The sequence below is a fragment of the Pseudarthrobacter sp. CC12 genome (genome assembly GCF_039907755.1).
In the GTDB taxonomy this organism is placed as follows: Bacteria; Actinomycetota; Actinomycetes; order Actinomycetales; family Micrococcaceae; genus Arthrobacter; species Arthrobacter niigatensis.
This window is the reverse complement of record NZ_JARDJH010000033.1, coordinates 1-14,887: the sequence shown is the minus strand read 5'-3', so window position 1 is coordinate 14,887 and position 14,887 is coordinate 1. Positions and strand designations below refer to the sequence as shown.

Here is a 14,887-nt window from a genome sequence, read left to right as displayed (position 1 = left end):
CCTTTTCTGGATGGCGGCCAGCTTAAGCTGGGCATGCTCAGTGGGCAGCGGCTGCTGGTCAGGCGCCTTCGGTTGTGGTGTCCGCGGCAGCGTCCGTGAATCGGGTGCCGTCGTGGTTGTCAGTTTCGGTCCCAAAATCCAGCTCTTCCCGTAGCTGCCAGATGCCCTCGGCATCATGCTCATAGAGTCCCATGCTAACCACCGGGAAGGTGGCTTTATAGTTCTTGAGCACCGTTTCGGCCTCATCCAGGCTTTCGGGGGCGACATCGTGGGCGATGGTGACGTGTGGGTGATAAGGGAAGGGCAGTTCACGGTGGAGGGGTCCCTGCTGCAGCTTGCGGTGCAAGTCCACGCAGTGCTCGAACCCGTCCTCCACCCGGATGAAGACCACGGGCGAAACGGGCCTGAAGGTTCCGGTCCCGGCGATGGTGACCATGAAGGGGCTCTGGCAGCGGGCCACCTCGCGGACATGCCGGCGGGTGGCCTCCCAGTCCTGGGTGGGGGTGGTGGTCACCAGCGTGATGTGCGCGGGCACCACTTCGGCCAGGGGATCGCCGAAGGACGCCCGCCAGCGCTGCAGTTCCCCGGCAATCTCGTCGGGAAAGCCCAGGATGACACCCACACTGATCTCATCGCTGCGGGCCGGCTCATGGTCAGCAGCCGCAGCGTGGCCGGACTCGTCTTCGAAGCGGTCGGCCAGGGTCCGCTCCACCTGGCCGGCAGAGCAGGCACCTCCCCTGGCGGTGACGTTTCCCGAAGACATGGCGCTAGCGGACCCCTGCGAGGCTGAGGGACGGCAGGAAACCCATGCGCTGGTACACCTGGCCCAGGGTGGCCGAGGCGATCTCCCGGGCCCGGTCCGCGCCGAGGGCCAGCAGCCGGTCAAGCTCGGCGGGATCGGCCATGAGCTCGTTGGTCCGGTTGCGGAGCGGGGTGATGAAGTCCACCACCACCTCCGCGAGGTCCACCTTGAGGTGCCCGTACATCTTCCCCTGGTACTCGGCTTCAAGGTCCGCCACGGACTTTCCGGTGAGGGACGAGTAAATGGTGAGCAGGTTGGAAACCCCGGGCTTCTCCTCGGCGTCGAAGCGGATGTCCGTGCCGGCGTCGGTCACTGCCGACTTGATGCGCTTTGCGGCGATCTTGGGATCCTCCAGCAGCTGGATGGCACCGTTGGGGGACTCCCCCGTCTTGGACATCTTGGCGCTGGGATTCTGGAGGTCGTAGATCTTGGCGCTTTCCTTCACGATCGTGGCCTCCGGAACCGTGAACGTGTGGCCAAACCGGGTGTTGAAACGCTGCGCGAGGTTCCGGGTCAGCTCCAGGTGCTGCCGCTGGTCCTCGCCCACCGGCACCAGGTCGCTCTGGTAGAGGAGGATATCGGCGGCCATCAGCGTGGGGTAGGCGAAAAGGCCCAGCGTTGCGGCGTCAGCGCCAGACTTCTGGGTCTTGTCCTTGAACTGCGTCATACGGGACGCCTCACCGAAGCCGGTGATGCAGTTCAGCGCCCAGGCAAGCTGCGCGTGCTCCGGGACATGGGACTGGACAAAGAAGATGCTCTTGTCCGGGTCGATGCCGGCGGCAATGTACTGCGCCGCCACGATGCGGGTGCGCCTGGCCAGCTCGGCGGGGTCGAAATCCACCGTGATGGCGTGCAGGTCCGGGATAAAGAAGACGGCGTCGTATTCCGCCTGCATGTCCACCCAGTTGCGCACAGCGCCGATGTAATTGCCCAGGTGCAGGGAATCCGCGGTGGGCTTGGCGCCGGAAAGGATGCGCTTCTTGGCAGTGGAGGAAGTCTGGGTGGTCATGGAAAAACTTTCGGGCTCAGAGCTGGTAGTCCACTACCAGCGGGGCGTGATCGGAGAAGCGGGTATCCCAGGAGGCTGCACGGTCAACAACGGCCGAAATGGCGGACGCTGCCAGTCCGGGGGTGGCCATGTGGTAGTCGATGCGCCACCCGGTGTCGTTATCGAACGCCTTGCCGCGCCAGGACCACCACGTGTACGGCCCGTCGACGTCGCCGGCAAGGTTCCGGTGGACGTCATGCCAGCCGATTTCCTCACCAAAGAAACGGTCGAAGTAGGCGCGTTCCTCCGGCAGGTGGCCGGCTTTCTTGAGGTTGCCCTTGGAGTTCCGAATGTCCCGGGGCGTGTGGGCGACATTCAGGTCCCCCACCACCAGCGCGTGGTCGCTGTGCTTGGTCAGCTCCGGAAGCCGGGTGCTCATGACGTCAAGGAAGCGGTACTTGTCGTCCTGCTTGGGTGTCCCTGCCTCACCGGAGTGCACGTAGGCGCTGGCAACGGTGAGCTGGACGGGGTTCCCGGCGGCGTCCGGAACGCGGAAATCAGCCTCCACCCAGCGCCCGGCCGTGGCGAAGTAGTCGTCCCCAATGCCGTTCCTGGTTTCGAGCGGCTCCTGGCGGGAGGCGATGGCGACGCCGGCACGGCCTTTTGCTTCCGCCTCGGCGTGCAGGATGTGCCATCCTTCCCCGAGCAGCTCCCGGACGATCGCGTCGGGGGCGCGCACTTCCTGCAGGCAGAGGATGTCCACTTCGCGCGGCTCCAGCCACGCCGCCATGCCGTTTTTGTAGGCAGCCCGGAGGCCGTTGACGTTGACTGATGCGATGCGAAGGTGGTCCTTGTTCAATGCCGAGCTCACCCGCTCCACTCTAGTCGATGATGGTTCCGGTCACCGGCTCGCCGCTGCCGCCGGAGGACTTGATCATGTCCCGGGCGTTGGTGGCCGTGATCTCAATCGTCTCGAGGGCGCGGTTGATGGTGTCCTGGTTGGCCGCGGCGCCCTTGGCCCGTTCCTCTTCCACTACGCGGATCTGCACCTGGACGATTTTGAACGAGTGGTCCAGTTTCAGGTCGCGCACTTCGTCGGCCTCGGTCCGTTCGTAGACCACCCGGGTGCCCCCATGGTCCGCTGATGCCTGCACCGGGGCCCGGCCGGTTGCGGTGTGGAAGGCGCTTTGAGCCTCGGACAGCTTGGCGCCGGCCTTCTTGGCGGCCCGCTGGATGCTGAAGACCACGAACAGGGCCAGTGCCAGCCAGAAGGCGGCGATGACGGCAACAACCCAGCCCACGACGTCGTTCTGGTTGGCGGCGAAGATGACGGCAACAACGAACGCCGTCACCAGGACCATCAGGCCCGGCCCGCTGATCCGGAACATCGAGAAACCGGCCCTGGCGGGTTTGGCGGATGACGAGGAGCTGCCCAAAGTTCGCATGCAGCTATTGTCTCAAACACCGGCCTGTGCTTCGGCCGCCTTCCACCCCCGGCGAACAGCTCCGGCGTTCAGCTCCGGCGGGTCCGGTCACTTCTGCCGTCGGTCCCCGCTGCGGAGGACCTCCAGCCGTCGCCGGTACTCGGTCTCGTCCACCTCCCCCCGGGCGTAGCGTTCGCGCAGCACGCCTTCGGCCCCCTGTCCGGCTGCCCGGTGCTGGTTCCGGCGCCAGGTCCTGCGGGCCACGAAGATGAACAACGCGATCACCAGGATCCAGAAGAGCGGGAACAACAGGAACCAGGGGGAAAAGGCACCGTGCCAGGGGCCGTAGACGACCGTATCGGCCGGCACCTGCGTAGCGGTGGTCAGGGCTGAGGTGGACACGCCCGCAGTGGACAGCGCGGTGGTCAGTGATGGCAACATTTTCGTTCTCCAGACTCTCTCGACCGGCCGGGGATCCGGCCTTGTATCGAGTGTCGTTGCCGCGGCCGGCCGGCGCGTCCGGCGGCGGGAGTCACCTTCACCGGGCCACGTGCTCCCCCGGGAGGCCTGCGGCTGCACCTGGTACGGGCCTCAGCCTGCCCAGCCCGGCCGGACCAGTCCGGATTCGTAGGCCAGCACCACCAGCTGCGCCCTGTCCCTGACCATCAGCTTCGCCATGATCCGCGAGACATGCGTCTTTGCCGTGAGCGGGGTGATGAACAGGCGCCCGGCGATTTCCGCGTTGTTCAAACCCTCCCCCACAAGCTGGAGGACTTCCCGCTCCCGGTCGGTGATGCGGTCCAGTGCCACGGGCCGTTCGGCGCGGGAGTGCCGCGCCAACTGGGCCATGATCCGCCGGGTCACCGAGGGCGACAGCAGCGCATCGCCGTCGTGCACAATGCGGACGGCGCGCAGGAGCTCGGCCGGTTCAGTGTCCTTGACCAGGAAACCGGCGGCGCCGGCCCGCACGGCCTCGGCGATGTATTCGTCCAGCTCGAAGGTGGTGAGCATGACCACCCGGGTACCTGGCAGCGCAGGGTCGGAGAGGATCTGCCGCGTTGCCTCCAGGCCATCACCGTCCGGCATGCGGATATCCATCAGGACCACGTCGGGTTGCCACTGCCGGGCAAGCCGGACCGCGTCGCGCCCGGTCCCGCACTCGGCCACGACCTTCATGTCCGCTTCGGCGTCCAGCAGCGCCCGGAAGCCCGCCCGGATCAGGTTCTGGTCATCGGCCAGCAGGATCCTGATCATCCCGGTTCCTGCCCTGCACGGGCGGCCAGCGGGAGGACCGCACGGACCCGCCAGCCCGTACCGGAGTGGGCCGGCCCCAGCTCAAGGATGCCGCCCAAAGCTGCCACGCGTTCCCGCATGCCGGTAATGCCGTTACCTTCGGGCGCTGTGCCGGCCCCGGCGCCGTCGTCGTCTATGGTCACCAGTAACTCCCCTTTCGCCGCGTGGATGGACACCTGGGCCGAACGCGCGCCGGAATGCCGGACCACGTTTGTCAAGGCCTCCTGCACAATCCGGTACGCCGCTTCCTGGGCTGCAGTGGGAACGTGGTCACTGCCGGGGCCGGCCAGGAGCCGGACATCGAGCCCGGCCCGCCGCGCGTTCTCTACGATTTCCGGAACCCGGGCCAGGCTGGGCCGGCTGGTGGGGCTCAACGGCGCATCTTCCCGGAGCACGCCCAGCAGCTGGCGGACTTCAGCCAGTGATTCCCTGCTCGCTGCCTTGATGGTCTCCAGGGCAGGGCGGAACTGCGCCGGATCCTTCTCGCCCAGGTGCAGCGCCACCGAGGCCCGGACGTTGATCAGGGACAGCGAATGGGCCACCACGTCATGGATGTCCCGCGCAAGGGCAAGCCGGTATTCATCGCGGGCAGCCTGTTCCGCCGCGGCCGCCTGGCGGTGCCGTTCGGCAACCCGTTCGCCGCGGAACCGCACCCCTTCCCCGACCAGGACCAGGATGGCCAGCCATGAGGACCCGGCGAAGGCGCGGACGAACGCCGCTTCATCGCCGCTGCGCGCAGCGGCAAGAAACAATGCGAGGATTCCCGCGGCGGCTCCCGACCATGCCACAGCGCGCTTCCCGGCCGCCGCCGTCAGGATCAGGGCCAGTGCGAAGGAGAGGACCACCGGGCCCCAGGCGTAGCCCAGGACAAGGTAGGCTGCGGTGGCCCCGGCGGCAACGGGCAGCATCACCAGCGGCGCGCGCCGGCGGAAAGCCAGTGCGGCCGGCCCCAGCAGCAGCAACGCGAGCGCCAGGGGGTCCAGGGGCGCGTGTCCGGGCTGCCGCAGGGAGGCGAACGCCGATCCCGCCACCTGGATCACGGCGACCACCACCACGATGACGGCGGTGGGTGGTCCCCGGAAACGGCGCTGCATGGTCCGAGCCTATTCCCGCGCACGGTGAAAGTCGTCAGGTGGGCGGCGTACCGCTTGTACTCCCCCGGGAGTACAAGCACGGCCGCGCCTGGCTTACCCCGCGCTGCGCTTAAATGGCCGACGGCGGCACGGCGCCTTCCATACGGAAGGTGCCGTGCCGCCGTCGAGCGTTCGGGGCCGGTGCTACTCTCCGACGCCTGCTGCGCGTTCCGCGGCCTCCACCACGTTGGTCATCAGCAGCGCCACCGTCATGGGGCCCACTCCGCCGGGGTTTGGCGAAATCCAGCCCGCCACCTCCGCGGCGGCGGGATCGATGTCGCCGTAGACACGGCTCTTGCCGGTCTCCGGATCGGTCTCCCGTGTGACGCCGACGTCCAGCAGGGCAGCGCCCGGCTTCACATCAGTGGCCTTCACGATGTGCTTGACGCCGGCGGCACCCACGATGACGTCCGCCTGCCGCAGCAGTTCGGACAGGTTGGTGGTACCGGTGTGGGTCAGGGTCACGGTGGCGTTGACCTCCCGCCGCGTGAGCAGCAGGCCGATCGAGCGGCCGATGGTGACGCCGCGGCCCACCACCACCACGTGCTTGCCGGCCAGGCTGTATCCGTTGCGCTCGAGCAGCTCGATGACGCCGCGGGGCGTGCACGGCAGCGGCGTGGTGATCTTGTTGTTGACGTTGAGCACCAGCCGGCCCAGGTTGGTGGGGTGCAGCCCGTCCGCATCCTTGGCGGGGTCGATCCGCTCCAGGATGGCGTCCGTGTCCAGGTGCTTGGGCAGCGGCAGCTGAACGATGTAGCCGTGGCAGGAGGGGTCTGCATTGAGTTCGTCAATGAGGGCCTCCACCTGTTCCTGGGTGGCGTCCGCCGGAAGCTCGCGCTGGATGGAGTTCATCCCGATCTGCACGGACTGCTTGTGCTTCATGGAGACGTACAGCTGCGAGGCGGGGTCAGCGCCCACCAGCACAGTGGCGATGCCGGGGGTGACGCCCTTGGCCTTGAGTGCGGCCACGCGTTCGGTCAGCTCGGCCTTGATGGCAGCAGCGGTGGCCTTGCCGTCAAGGATCTGTGCGGTTGTGGTTTCAGCCATGGGTTACCACTGCTCGTGCTGGGGGTACAGCGGGAAGTCGGCAGCCAGCTTGTCCACGCGGGACTGGAGGGCCTCGACGTCGGCGCTGGCGCCTGCCTTGAGCGCGGTGGCGATGATCTCTGCCACCTCGGTGAACTCGTTGGCACCAAAGCCGCGGGTAGCCAGGGCCGGGGTGCCAATGCGCAGGCCGGAGGTGACCATCGGCGGGCGCGGGTCGAACGGCACGGCGTTGCGGTTCACGGTGATGCCCACGGAGTGCAGGAGGTCCTCCGCCTGCTGGCCGTCCAGCTGCGAGTTGCGGAGGTCAACCAGTACCAGGTGCACGTCGGTGCCGCCGGTGAGGACGGAGACGCCGGCTTCGGCGACGTCGGCCTGGTTCAGGCGGTCAGCGATGATCCTGGCGCCTTCCAGGACGCGCTCCTGGCGCTCCTTGAATTCCTGGGTGCCGGCGATCTTGAAGGCCACGGCCTTGGCAGCGATGACGTGCATCAACGGGCCGCCCTGCTGGCCCGGAAAGACGCTGGAGTTCAGCTTCTTGGCCCACTGCTCCTTGGCAAGGATCACGCCCGAGCGGGGACCGGCCAGGGTCTTGTGCACGGTGGAGGTGACGACGTCGGAGTGCGGGACGGGGCTGGGGTGCAGTCCGGCTGCCACCAGGCCGGCGAAGTGTGCCATGTCGGTCCAAAGGAGCGCGCCCACTTCATCGGCGATGGAGCGGAACGCGGCGAAGTCCAGGTGGCGGGGGTAGGCGGACCAGCCGGCGATGATGACCTGGGGCTTCTCGGCGATGGCCTGCTCGCGCAGTTTGTCCATGTCGATGCGGAAGTTGTCTTCCTCCACCTGGTAGGCGGCCACGTTGTACAGCTTGCCGGAGAAGTTCAGCTTCATGCCGTGGGTCAGGTGGCCGCCGTGGGCCAGGGACAGGCCCAGGATCTTGTCGCCGGGTGTGATCATGGCGGACAGCGCGGCGGCGTTGGCCTGCGCGCCGGAGTGCGGCTGGACGTTGGCGAACTCGGCGCCGAACAGGGCCTTGACCCGGTCAATGGCCAGTTGTTCTGCAACGTCGACGTATTCGCAGCCGCCGTAGTAGCGGCGGCCCGGGTAGCCCTCGGCGTACTTGTTGGTGAGGACCGAGCCCTGGGCTTCCATCACGGCGCGGGGCGCGAAGTTCTCGGAAGCAATCATCTCCAGGGTGCCGCGCTGGCGGCCAAGCTCCTGCTCAAGGACTGCTGCGATTTCGGGGTCAAGCTCAGCCAGCGGCTGGTTGCTGACGGCGGTGGTTGAGGTGGCTGTAGTAGTCACGAAGTACTCCTGGCTGGGGATACGGGCACTGCTATAGGTCAGGCTACCGGCTGGCGCGCTTCCGCACCGCGTTGATGACAGGGCGTGAAAGCCCGGCATGGTGCTGCTGTACTGACGCAGGAGCAGCCCCAATTCCGGCAAAACATGACCCTCGGCCCAGGCGTACGATCCGTGGTCTTCGTGATTGCCGCTCCCTGGTGGTTAGCCACCCAACGCCAGTTGCGACCCTTCCAGCGTACCAAAACCGGCACCCGCGGCGCGGGTAGGCTGTTACGCGTGAATCATGAGCAGCTGAACCAAGCGTACGTCGTCACCCTGTCCTGCCCGGACCGCCCCGGAATCGTCCACGCCGTGGCCGGAGCCCTGCTCGTGGCAGGGTGCAACATCATGGACTCGCAGCAGTACGGCAGCCCTTCCACCGGCAACTTCTTCATGCGCGTGGAAGTGACCACGGCGGCTCCGAAGTCCGAGCTGCGCGCCGCGCTGGAACCGGTGGCGGAAGCATTTTCCATGCAGTGGAACCTCGATACCGTCGGTGACAAGGTGCGCACGCTGGTCATGGCCAGCACCTCGGCCCACTGCCTCAATGACCTGCTCTTCCAGCAGCGCTCCGGTACCCTTCCCATCGAAATCCCCGCCATCGTTTCCAACCACCAGGATCTGGCAGGCCTCGCCGAGTTCTACGGCATCCCGTTCCACTACATCCCTGTGACCCGGGACACCAAGGTGCAGGCCGAGGACAAGCTGCGTGCCCTCATCGCGGAGCACGACATCCAGCTGACCGTCCTGGCCCGCTACATGCAGATCCTCTCCGATGAGCTCTGCACCGACCTGACCGGCAAGGCCATCAACATCCACCATTCGTTCCTGCCGTCCTTCAAGGGTGCCAAGCCGTACCACCAGGCGCACGCACGCGGTGTGAAGCTGATCGGGGCCACCGCGCACTATGTGACCGCCGCCCTGGACGAGGGTCCGATCATCGAACAGGAAGTCATCCGCGTGGACCATGCGCGAACGCCCGAACAGTTCGTCCAGATGGGCCGGGACGTGGAGGGCCGCACCCTGGTGCAGGCCGTGCAGTGGCATGCCGAGCACCGGGTGCTGCTGGACGGCAACCGCACGGTGGTCTTCAACTAGGTCGCAGCAGGTGCCGTTTTGGGGCTTCCAAACGACACCTGCAGCTACCCAGTTCGGTGCAGGGGTGGCTTAGGGTGAAGCCATGGCTCCTCTTTACCCTTTCGCCGGCAATTCCCCGGCTGTCCATGAATCAGCGTTCGTGGCCCCGTCGGCCTCGATCATCGGCAATGCCACCCTGGGCGCGGACGCCAGCGCGTTCTATGGTGTCTCGGTCCGGGCTGATACCGCGGCCATCACCGTGGGCGCCGGAAGCAACCTGCAGGACAATGTGGTGCTGCACGCCGACCCCGGCTTCCCCTGCACGGTGGGCCAGCGGGTCAGCGTGGGCCACGCCGCCGTCGTGCACGGCTGCACCGTGGAGGACGACTGCCTGATCGGCATGGGCGCCACCGTCCTCAACGGGGCAGTGATCGGCGCCGGCTCGCTGGTGGCAGCCGGCGCCGTGGTCCTGGAAGGAACGGTGGTTCCGCCCCGCTCGCTGGTGGCCGGAGTTCCCGCCAAGGTGCGCCGCGGGCTCTCGGATGAAGAGTTCGACGGCGTGCGCGCCAATGCGGCGCGCTACGTGGAGCTCGCGGCGAAACACCGCGAGCTCCACGCCTGACCAAGTCCGGCCTGGATCAGTCCAGGCTGATCGGACCGAACTCGTCCAGCAGGTCGCCCGGGCCGGGATTTCCCGGCGCCGAGGACCCGCCCAGGTGCTTCACCACGCCCCACACCGCGTTCAGCCCCGTGGTGACCGCGCCTTCCGCCCAGCCGGCGGTGAAGGAGACGTCGTCGCCGGCCAGGAAGATGCCGCGCTGGGACTCCGGCAGCTCGTCCTGCTTGAAGTGGGTGAACAGCCGCTGCTGGTAGCGGTAGTGGCCGGGGAGGTTGGCCTTGAAGGCGCCCATGAAGTTGGGGTCCGCCTCCCAGGACACGGTGATGGGCTGGCCCACGATGTGCCCGGCGATGTCCACGCCGGGGTAGATCTGTTCAAGCGAGTGCAGCATCAGTTCCACGCGTTCGTCGGCGTCCAGGGCCAGCCACTTCAGCGCGTCGTCGTTCCAGGTGTAGGAGAGCAGGATGACGGCGGGCTGGTCCGGGCCGTTGTCCAGCAGGTAGGTGGCCCGGTTCAGCCTGTCGGTCAGGGTCATGGACAGGACCTCGTTGCCCGTTTCCGGGTCGATGTCCTTCCAGAACGGCCGGTCCACCATCACGAACGTCTTGGAGGACTGCATGTAGTGCGATTTCTCCATTGCGGTCCAGAGCTCGGCCGGGAACAGGGCCTCCTCCGTGTGGATCCGGGTGGACAGCAGCCACGACTGGCAGGTGGTCACCACGGCCGGGTAGCTGGCCTCGCGGCCCCAGCGCTCCCGGACCCGCAGGTTGCCGTCAGGGTCCCTGCTGATCTTCCCCACGGCGCCGCGCGGCGAGCCCGAGTGCAGCGAGGCCAGGGAGGTGCCGGCAGGCCAGTGCACCAGGTCCGACGGCGCGTGCTGCCAGAGTGCCTCGGGCAGGCGTTGCGCTCCCCCGCGGATCAGCCGGTGCTGGTCGTCCGCGTCGGTGTAGACCACGCGAAGGATTTCCAGGATGGAGTTGGGGAAGTCGGTGTCCCAGCCGCCGGTGCCGAACCCCACCTGGCCGAAGGCCTCCCGGTGGGCGAACCCTGCCTTCTTGAAGGAATCGCTGGCGGCGATGAAACCGTAGAAGGTCTGTTCATCCATGAGCGGGAGCAGTTCGTTCCAGAGTTCCTTGATCCTGGGCATGTCCCGCGCCTTGATGGCGTCCTGCATCTGCACGAACTTGGCGCCGTCATTGACTGCTGCCTTCCAGGCGTCGGCCACCTCGCGGAAGAACGGCGGCAGGTCGCTTGGCTTTTCGGCATAGTGTTTCTTGCCGGCCAGTTCGATTACGGTGCTGGACGTTGCCTCGGCGAGGGGGTTGGGGAAGTCCTGCGTTTCCAGCCCGAGCAGGTCCACGTAGTGGTAGAACGCCTTCCCAGAGACCGGGAACCGCATTCCGCCCAGGTCCGCCACCACTCCCGGCGCTGCGGGGAAGGCAGCTGTTCGGAGCCGCCCGCCGATCTGGTCCGCCTCGTAGACCACCGGCCGGAGCCCGAGTTTCATGAGTTCATAGGCGGTCACCAGGCCGGAGAGCCCGGCGCCGATGACGGCCACCTCCGCGCCGTACAACTCCGGCGGGACGGTGCCCAGGCCGTCCGGGTGGGCCAGGTAGTGGTCGTAGCTGAACGGGAAATCGGGGTTCAGCATGGTGATGGGCGCTGCCTGCCCGCCTGCGCCGCGTCCGGCCGCGTCCGCCGGCGGCGTGGAGGTGCTGGAGGGGTCGAAGGCAGGCAGTTCGGTGGCGATGGTCATGGTTGTTCTGCTTTCACAGGTTCCTGGCTCGGGGCCTTGGCGGTCAGTTCACGGTAGTCGAGCTCACTCAGCGCCGCTACCTTGGAGTTCCGGCGTCCATAGCCGAAGTAGATGGCGATGCCCACCAGCATCCAGGCCCCGAAGACGACCCAGGTATCGGCTCCCAGGTTCGCCATCAGGTAGGCACACATGAGCGTGCCCAGCACGGGAGTGATGGGGTACAGCGGCACCCGGAAGCTCCGCTTCAGGTCCGGGCGGTTGCGGCGCAGGTGGATGACGGCGATGTTCACCAGTGCGAACGCGAACAAGGTTCCGATGCTGGTGGCGTCGGCCAGGGCTCCAAGCGGCACCAGGCCTGCGGTGAGCGCGACGGCGGTACCCACAATGAGCGTTCCGGCGGCCGGGGTGCCGGTCCGGGAGGAGACGCGGCCGAAGACCTTGGGGACCAGCCCGTCCCGCGACATGGACAGCAGGATCCGGGTTTGCCCGTAAAGGACCGTGAGCACGATGCTGGCGATCGCGAGGACAGCGCCGACGGAGAAGACCAGGGCGATCCACGGCTGGTGGGTGGTCTCCTCCAGGATCTGGACCAGGGCGGCCTCGGTGCCGTCGAACCAGCCCCAGGGGCGGGCACCGATGGCAGCAACCGCCACCAGGACGTAGATGCCGGTGACGATCACCATGGACAGCAGGATGGCGCGGGGAAGGTCGCGCTTGGGGTCCCGGGCTTCCTCGCCGGCAGTGGAGGCGGCATCGAAGCCGATGTAGGAGAAGAACACCCTGGAGGCCGCGGCGGAGACACCGGCCGCGCCCATGGGCAGGAGCGGCTGGAAGTTGCCGGCATTGAAGGCGGTGAAGGCAACGGCGCAGAAGAACAGCAGGATGCCCACTTTGACGATGACAATGGCCGTGTTGATCCGGGCGCTCTCACGGGCTCCGCGGACCAGCAGGACCATGGCCAGCACCACGATAGCCACCGCCGGAACGTTGACCAGTCCCCCATCGCCGGGCGGCTGGGCTACTGCGTCGGGCAGCACCTGCCCGAACGCCGCCAGCGTCTCGTTGACATACTGGCCGGCGCCCACCGCCACCGCGGCCACAGACACCGCGTATTCCAGGACGAGGCACCAACCGCAGATCCACGCCATGCCTTCGCCCAGGGTGGCGTACGAGTAGGAATAGCTGGAGCCCGCCACCGGGACCAGGCCCGCCATCTCGGCATAGGAGACGGCGGAGAGCAGGGCGGCAAGGCCGGCAATGACAAAGGAGATCCAGATGGCGGGCCCGGCAAGGGGCACCGATTCGCCGAGGATCACCAGGATGCCGGTCCCCAGGGTGGCCCCCACGCTGATCATGGTCAGGTGCAGGACGCCAAAGCTGCGGAGCAGCCTTGGGGCGCCTTCGCCGCCTTCGGCTTCGCTGACCATTTGTCCTATCGGTTTACGCCGCAGCAGCTGGGCCTGGAGGCCGGGCCGTACCGGGCTTGGCGCAGTGGGCTTTTCGGTGGTCACAGGCACAGTCACCGTTGACGTCCCTTCAGAGTAGTTGTCGGTTTCCCCTCACCAACACTCGCATGTGAGCCAACTCTCAACCTGGTGCAAAATGACTTATAGTGATCCACCGTGAGACTTTATGCACAAGCGCGGCGGATCCCGCAATCCGGCACCTGCGGCCGCCGGAGGCCGCGGCTGCCGGGATCCGGCCCGCGCCGGAGGCACCCATGACGGTTGAGCCAGGGGAGTCCGGACCGCTGAGTTTTGTCACGCTGCAGCAGTTCCTTGACCAGCTGCCGCCGTTATTGAAACTCCTTCACGACGGCGGCAGTGGCGGCCGTCTCCTGCGCTGGGTGGAGCCCAGCGAGCTGGAGGACCCCACTCCCTACCTTCCGGAGGGTGAGTTCCTGCTCACCGCCGGACTCCCCTTCCTTGGCGGGGGCGGCACGCCGGCACGGGTGGATGCGTATGTCCGGCGGCTGGTCCAGGCCAAGGTGGCGGCGCTGGGATTCGGGATCCGGCCCTATTTCGATGCCGTTCCCGACGTGGTGGTGGAGGCCTGCCGCCGGCACAACCTCACGTTGTTCGAGGTGCCGGAATCCCTTCCTTTTGCCGCGATCGGCCTCCAGTTCTCACAACTCCTGGAAACCGACAATGCCCGGGTTTTCCGGCAACTCGCGGAGACCAACCGGCAACTCATGCGTGCCGTCCTCTCCCCCCGGCCTGAGCATGAACTCCTGGCCGCGCTGGTCCAGCGCGTCCCCGTGTGGGCGGTCCTGGTAGGCGCGGACGGCCGGGTCCGGGCCCGGGGCACCAGTGACGGCGGCAGCACCGCCGTCGACCTCTCCCTCCTGGAACCCATGCTCGATCGGTTGCTGTCCGGCCGGGGGCCGAGGGTGGAGATGGACGGCTTTGACCAGCCGGGATCTGCATTGGTGGTGGGCCATCCCCTGCGCAGTACCAAGGACGCCAACCTCGGCGCCCTGATTCTCGGCTCCGACGCTCCGTTGACGCCTGCGCAGAACAATGTGGTCCAGTCCGCCGTCGGACTGCTCGAGCTGCTGGTGCGGCAGCGCACCAGCGGGTCGCTGGCGCCGAGCCAGCTGGCCACCGCCGTCCTCCTGCACCCCGAAAGCCTCGCTGCGGGCAGCACCCGGCACCTCAACGGCCTCAAGGACCTGCTGGCACAGAGCCTTTCCTCCACCCGGTCCGCGCCCATGCGCGTCGTGCAGGGCATCAATGTCGAGGCGCCCCAGTGGCCTGCGGGTGACGGCCCGGTCCGGGAGCTGCTGCAGTGGCGCCGGATGCTTGACACAAAGCTCGTGGAGGTCACCGACTACGGGTTCGCCGCCGTGACCCGGCTCAGGGTGGACGATGCCCTGCTCGCAGATGTGGAGAGGCTGGGGTGGCGCCTGGTGATCGGCGAACCGACCGAGCTCACCGGATTGTCTGCCGCGTACCAGCGCGCCACCTCCCTGCGCAGCCAGGTCCAGCGCAGCGGCCGGAGCGTCCGGGCCGATGAGGTGTCCTGGTCCGTGACCGGGCTGCTGGGCCGTGAGGCCGGCACGTTGCTGGCCGAACGCCTCCTCCAACCGGTCCTGGCACTGGAACCTGACCGGCGCCACCCACTGCTGGCCGTCCTCCGGGGCTGGCTCAGCGAGAACGGCAGCTGGGATGCCTCCGCCAAACTGCTGGGACTGCACCGGAACAGTGTGCGCCGGCAGATCGGCGTCCTGGGCGAACTGCTGCAGATGGACCTTAACCAGGCACAGGTGCGCGCAGAACTGTGGATCGCGCTGCAATACGCAGACGGCGTGGCCGGGGCGGACTGACCGCAGCCTAGGTGTACTGAGTCAGGACGTTGGTTACGTCGTGAATAGGTGAAGACCTCTTAGGTTGGTGGTTACCACACAC

At 67.3% G+C, this 14,887-nt stretch carries 14 protein-coding genes; 3 read left to right on the top strand and 11 right to left on the bottom strand.

What is annotated here, in order from left to right; translation table 11 throughout:
• Positions 1-58: 58 nt before the first annotated feature.
• From PV772_RS18395 to glyA, 9 genes are all read right to left on the bottom strand, one after another.
• Complete coding sequence (locus PV772_RS18395) at positions 59-763, bottom strand: 2'-5' RNA ligase family protein (RefSeq protein ID WP_347887098.1); 705 nt, start codon at positions 761-763, stop codon at positions 59-61.
• A gap of 4 nt (positions 764-767) precedes the next feature.
• Positions 768-1,811: a tryptophan--tRNA ligase gene (trpS, locus tag PV772_RS18390; protein WP_141161218.1), complete on the bottom strand. Its 1,044-nt coding sequence runs from the start codon at positions 1,809-1,811 to the stop codon at positions 768-770.
• 16 nt (positions 1,812-1,827) lie between these two features.
• On the bottom strand, positions 1,828-2,661 hold the full coding sequence (locus PV772_RS18385) for an exodeoxyribonuclease III (RefSeq protein WP_141161219.1): 834 nt from the start codon (positions 2,659-2,661) through the stop codon (positions 1,828-1,830).
• A gap of 10 nt (positions 2,662-2,671) precedes the next feature.
• Entirely contained in the window at positions 2,672-3,235 is a 564-nt protein-coding gene (locus PV772_RS18380; protein ID WP_141161220.1) for a hypothetical protein, read from the bottom strand.
• An 87-nt stretch (positions 3,236-3,322) separates the two neighbouring features.
• The gene (locus PV772_RS18375; protein ID WP_347887097.1) at positions 3,323-3,655 is read right to left on the bottom strand and encodes a hypothetical protein; all 333 of its coding nucleotides are present in this window, start codon (positions 3,653-3,655) and stop codon (positions 3,323-3,325) included.
• Positions 3,656-3,805: 150 nt separating this feature from the next.
• A complete protein-coding gene (locus tag PV772_RS18370; protein ID WP_347887096.1) occupies positions 3,806-4,468 on the bottom strand; it encodes a response regulator transcription factor in 663 nt (220 codons plus the stop codon).
• On the bottom strand, positions 4,465-5,601 hold the full coding sequence (locus PV772_RS18365) for a sensor histidine kinase (protein WP_347887095.1): 1,137 nt from the start codon (positions 5,599-5,601) through the stop codon (positions 4,465-4,467). Before PV772_RS18365 ends, PV772_RS18370 begins: the two co-directional genes overlap by 4 nt.
• A gap of 183 nt (positions 5,602-5,784) precedes the next feature.
• Positions 5,785-6,687, bottom strand: coding sequence for a bifunctional methylenetetrahydrofolate dehydrogenase/methenyltetrahydrofolate cyclohydrolase (locus tag PV772_RS18360; protein ID WP_347887094.1), 903 nt, complete (start codon positions 6,685-6,687; stop codon positions 5,785-5,787).
• Positions 6,688-6,690: 3 nt separating this feature from the next.
• Positions 6,691-7,989: a serine hydroxymethyltransferase gene (glyA, locus tag PV772_RS18355; RefSeq protein ID WP_347887093.1), complete on the bottom strand. Its 1,299-nt coding sequence runs from the start codon at positions 7,987-7,989 to the stop codon at positions 6,691-6,693.
• Positions 7,990-8,265: 276 nt separating this feature from the next.
• On the opposite strand from glyA, the gene purU reads away from it, so the two are divergent.
• Positions 8,266-9,126: a formyltetrahydrofolate deformylase gene (purU, locus tag PV772_RS18350; protein WP_141181009.1), complete on the top strand. Its 861-nt coding sequence runs from the start codon at positions 8,266-8,268 to the stop codon at positions 9,124-9,126.
• Positions 9,127-9,208: 82 nt separating this feature from the next.
• Positions 9,209-9,727 carry a gamma carbonic anhydrase family protein gene (locus tag PV772_RS18345; protein WP_141161227.1) on the top strand — a complete coding sequence of 173 codons (519 nt, stop codon included), beginning with the start codon at positions 9,209-9,211 and terminating at the stop codon, positions 9,725-9,727.
• A gap of 16 nt (positions 9,728-9,743) precedes the next feature.
• On the opposite strand, the gene PV772_RS18340 is transcribed toward PV772_RS18345, so the two are convergent.
• Both PV772_RS18340 and PV772_RS18335 read right to left on the bottom strand, forming a co-directional pair.
• Positions 9,744-11,480: an FAD-dependent oxidoreductase gene (locus PV772_RS18340; RefSeq protein ID WP_347887092.1), complete on the bottom strand. Its 1,737-nt coding sequence runs from the start codon at positions 11,478-11,480 to the stop codon at positions 9,744-9,746.
• Entirely contained in the window at positions 11,477-13,003 is a 1,527-nt protein-coding gene (locus tag PV772_RS18335) for an amino acid permease (protein WP_210411274.1), read from the bottom strand. Before PV772_RS18335 ends, PV772_RS18340 begins: the two co-directional genes overlap by 4 nt.
• A 197-nt stretch (positions 13,004-13,200) precedes the next feature.
• On the opposite strand from PV772_RS18335, the gene PV772_RS18330 reads away from it, so the two are divergent.
• Positions 13,201-14,805: a PucR family transcriptional regulator gene (locus PV772_RS18330; RefSeq protein ID WP_141161229.1), complete on the top strand. Its 1,605-nt coding sequence runs from the start codon at positions 13,201-13,203 to the stop codon at positions 14,803-14,805.
• Positions 14,806-14,887: the final 82 nt, after the last annotated feature.

Coding starts and splice junctions, on each gene's coding strand:
- PV772_RS18395 (WP_347887098.1), bottom strand. CDS start 763: ATGTCTTCGGGAAACGTCACCGCCAGGGGAGGTGCCTGCTCTGCCGGC.
- trpS (WP_141161218.1), bottom strand. CDS start 1,811: ATGACCACCCAGACTTCCTCCACTGCCAAGAAGCGCATCCTTTCCGGC.
- PV772_RS18380 (WP_141161220.1), bottom strand. CDS start 3,235: ATGCGAACTTTGGGCAGCTCCTCGTCATCCGCCAAACCCGCCAGGGCC.
- PV772_RS18375 (WP_347887097.1), bottom strand. CDS start 3,655: ATGTTGCCATCACTGACCACCGCGCTGTCCACTGCGGGCGTGTCCACC.
- PV772_RS18370 (WP_347887096.1), bottom strand. CDS start 4,468: ATGATCAGGATCCTGCTGGCCGATGACCAGAACCTGATCCGGGCGGGC.
- PV772_RS18365 (WP_347887095.1), bottom strand. CDS start 5,601: ATGCAGCGCCGTTTCCGGGGACCACCCACCGCCGTCATCGTGGTGGTG.
- PV772_RS18360 (WP_347887094.1), bottom strand. CDS start 6,687: ATGGCTGAAACCACAACCGCACAGATCCTTGACGGCAAGGCCACCGCT.
- PV772_RS18345 (WP_141161227.1), top strand. CDS start 9,209: ATGGCTCCTCTTTACCCTTTCGCCGGCAATTCCCCGGCTGTCCATGAA.
- PV772_RS18340 (WP_347887092.1), bottom strand. CDS start 11,480: ATGACCATCGCCACCGAACTGCCTGCCTTCGACCCCTCCAGCACCTCC.
- PV772_RS18330 (WP_141161229.1), top strand. CDS start 13,201: ATGACGGTTGAGCCAGGGGAGTCCGGACCGCTGAGTTTTGTCACGCTG.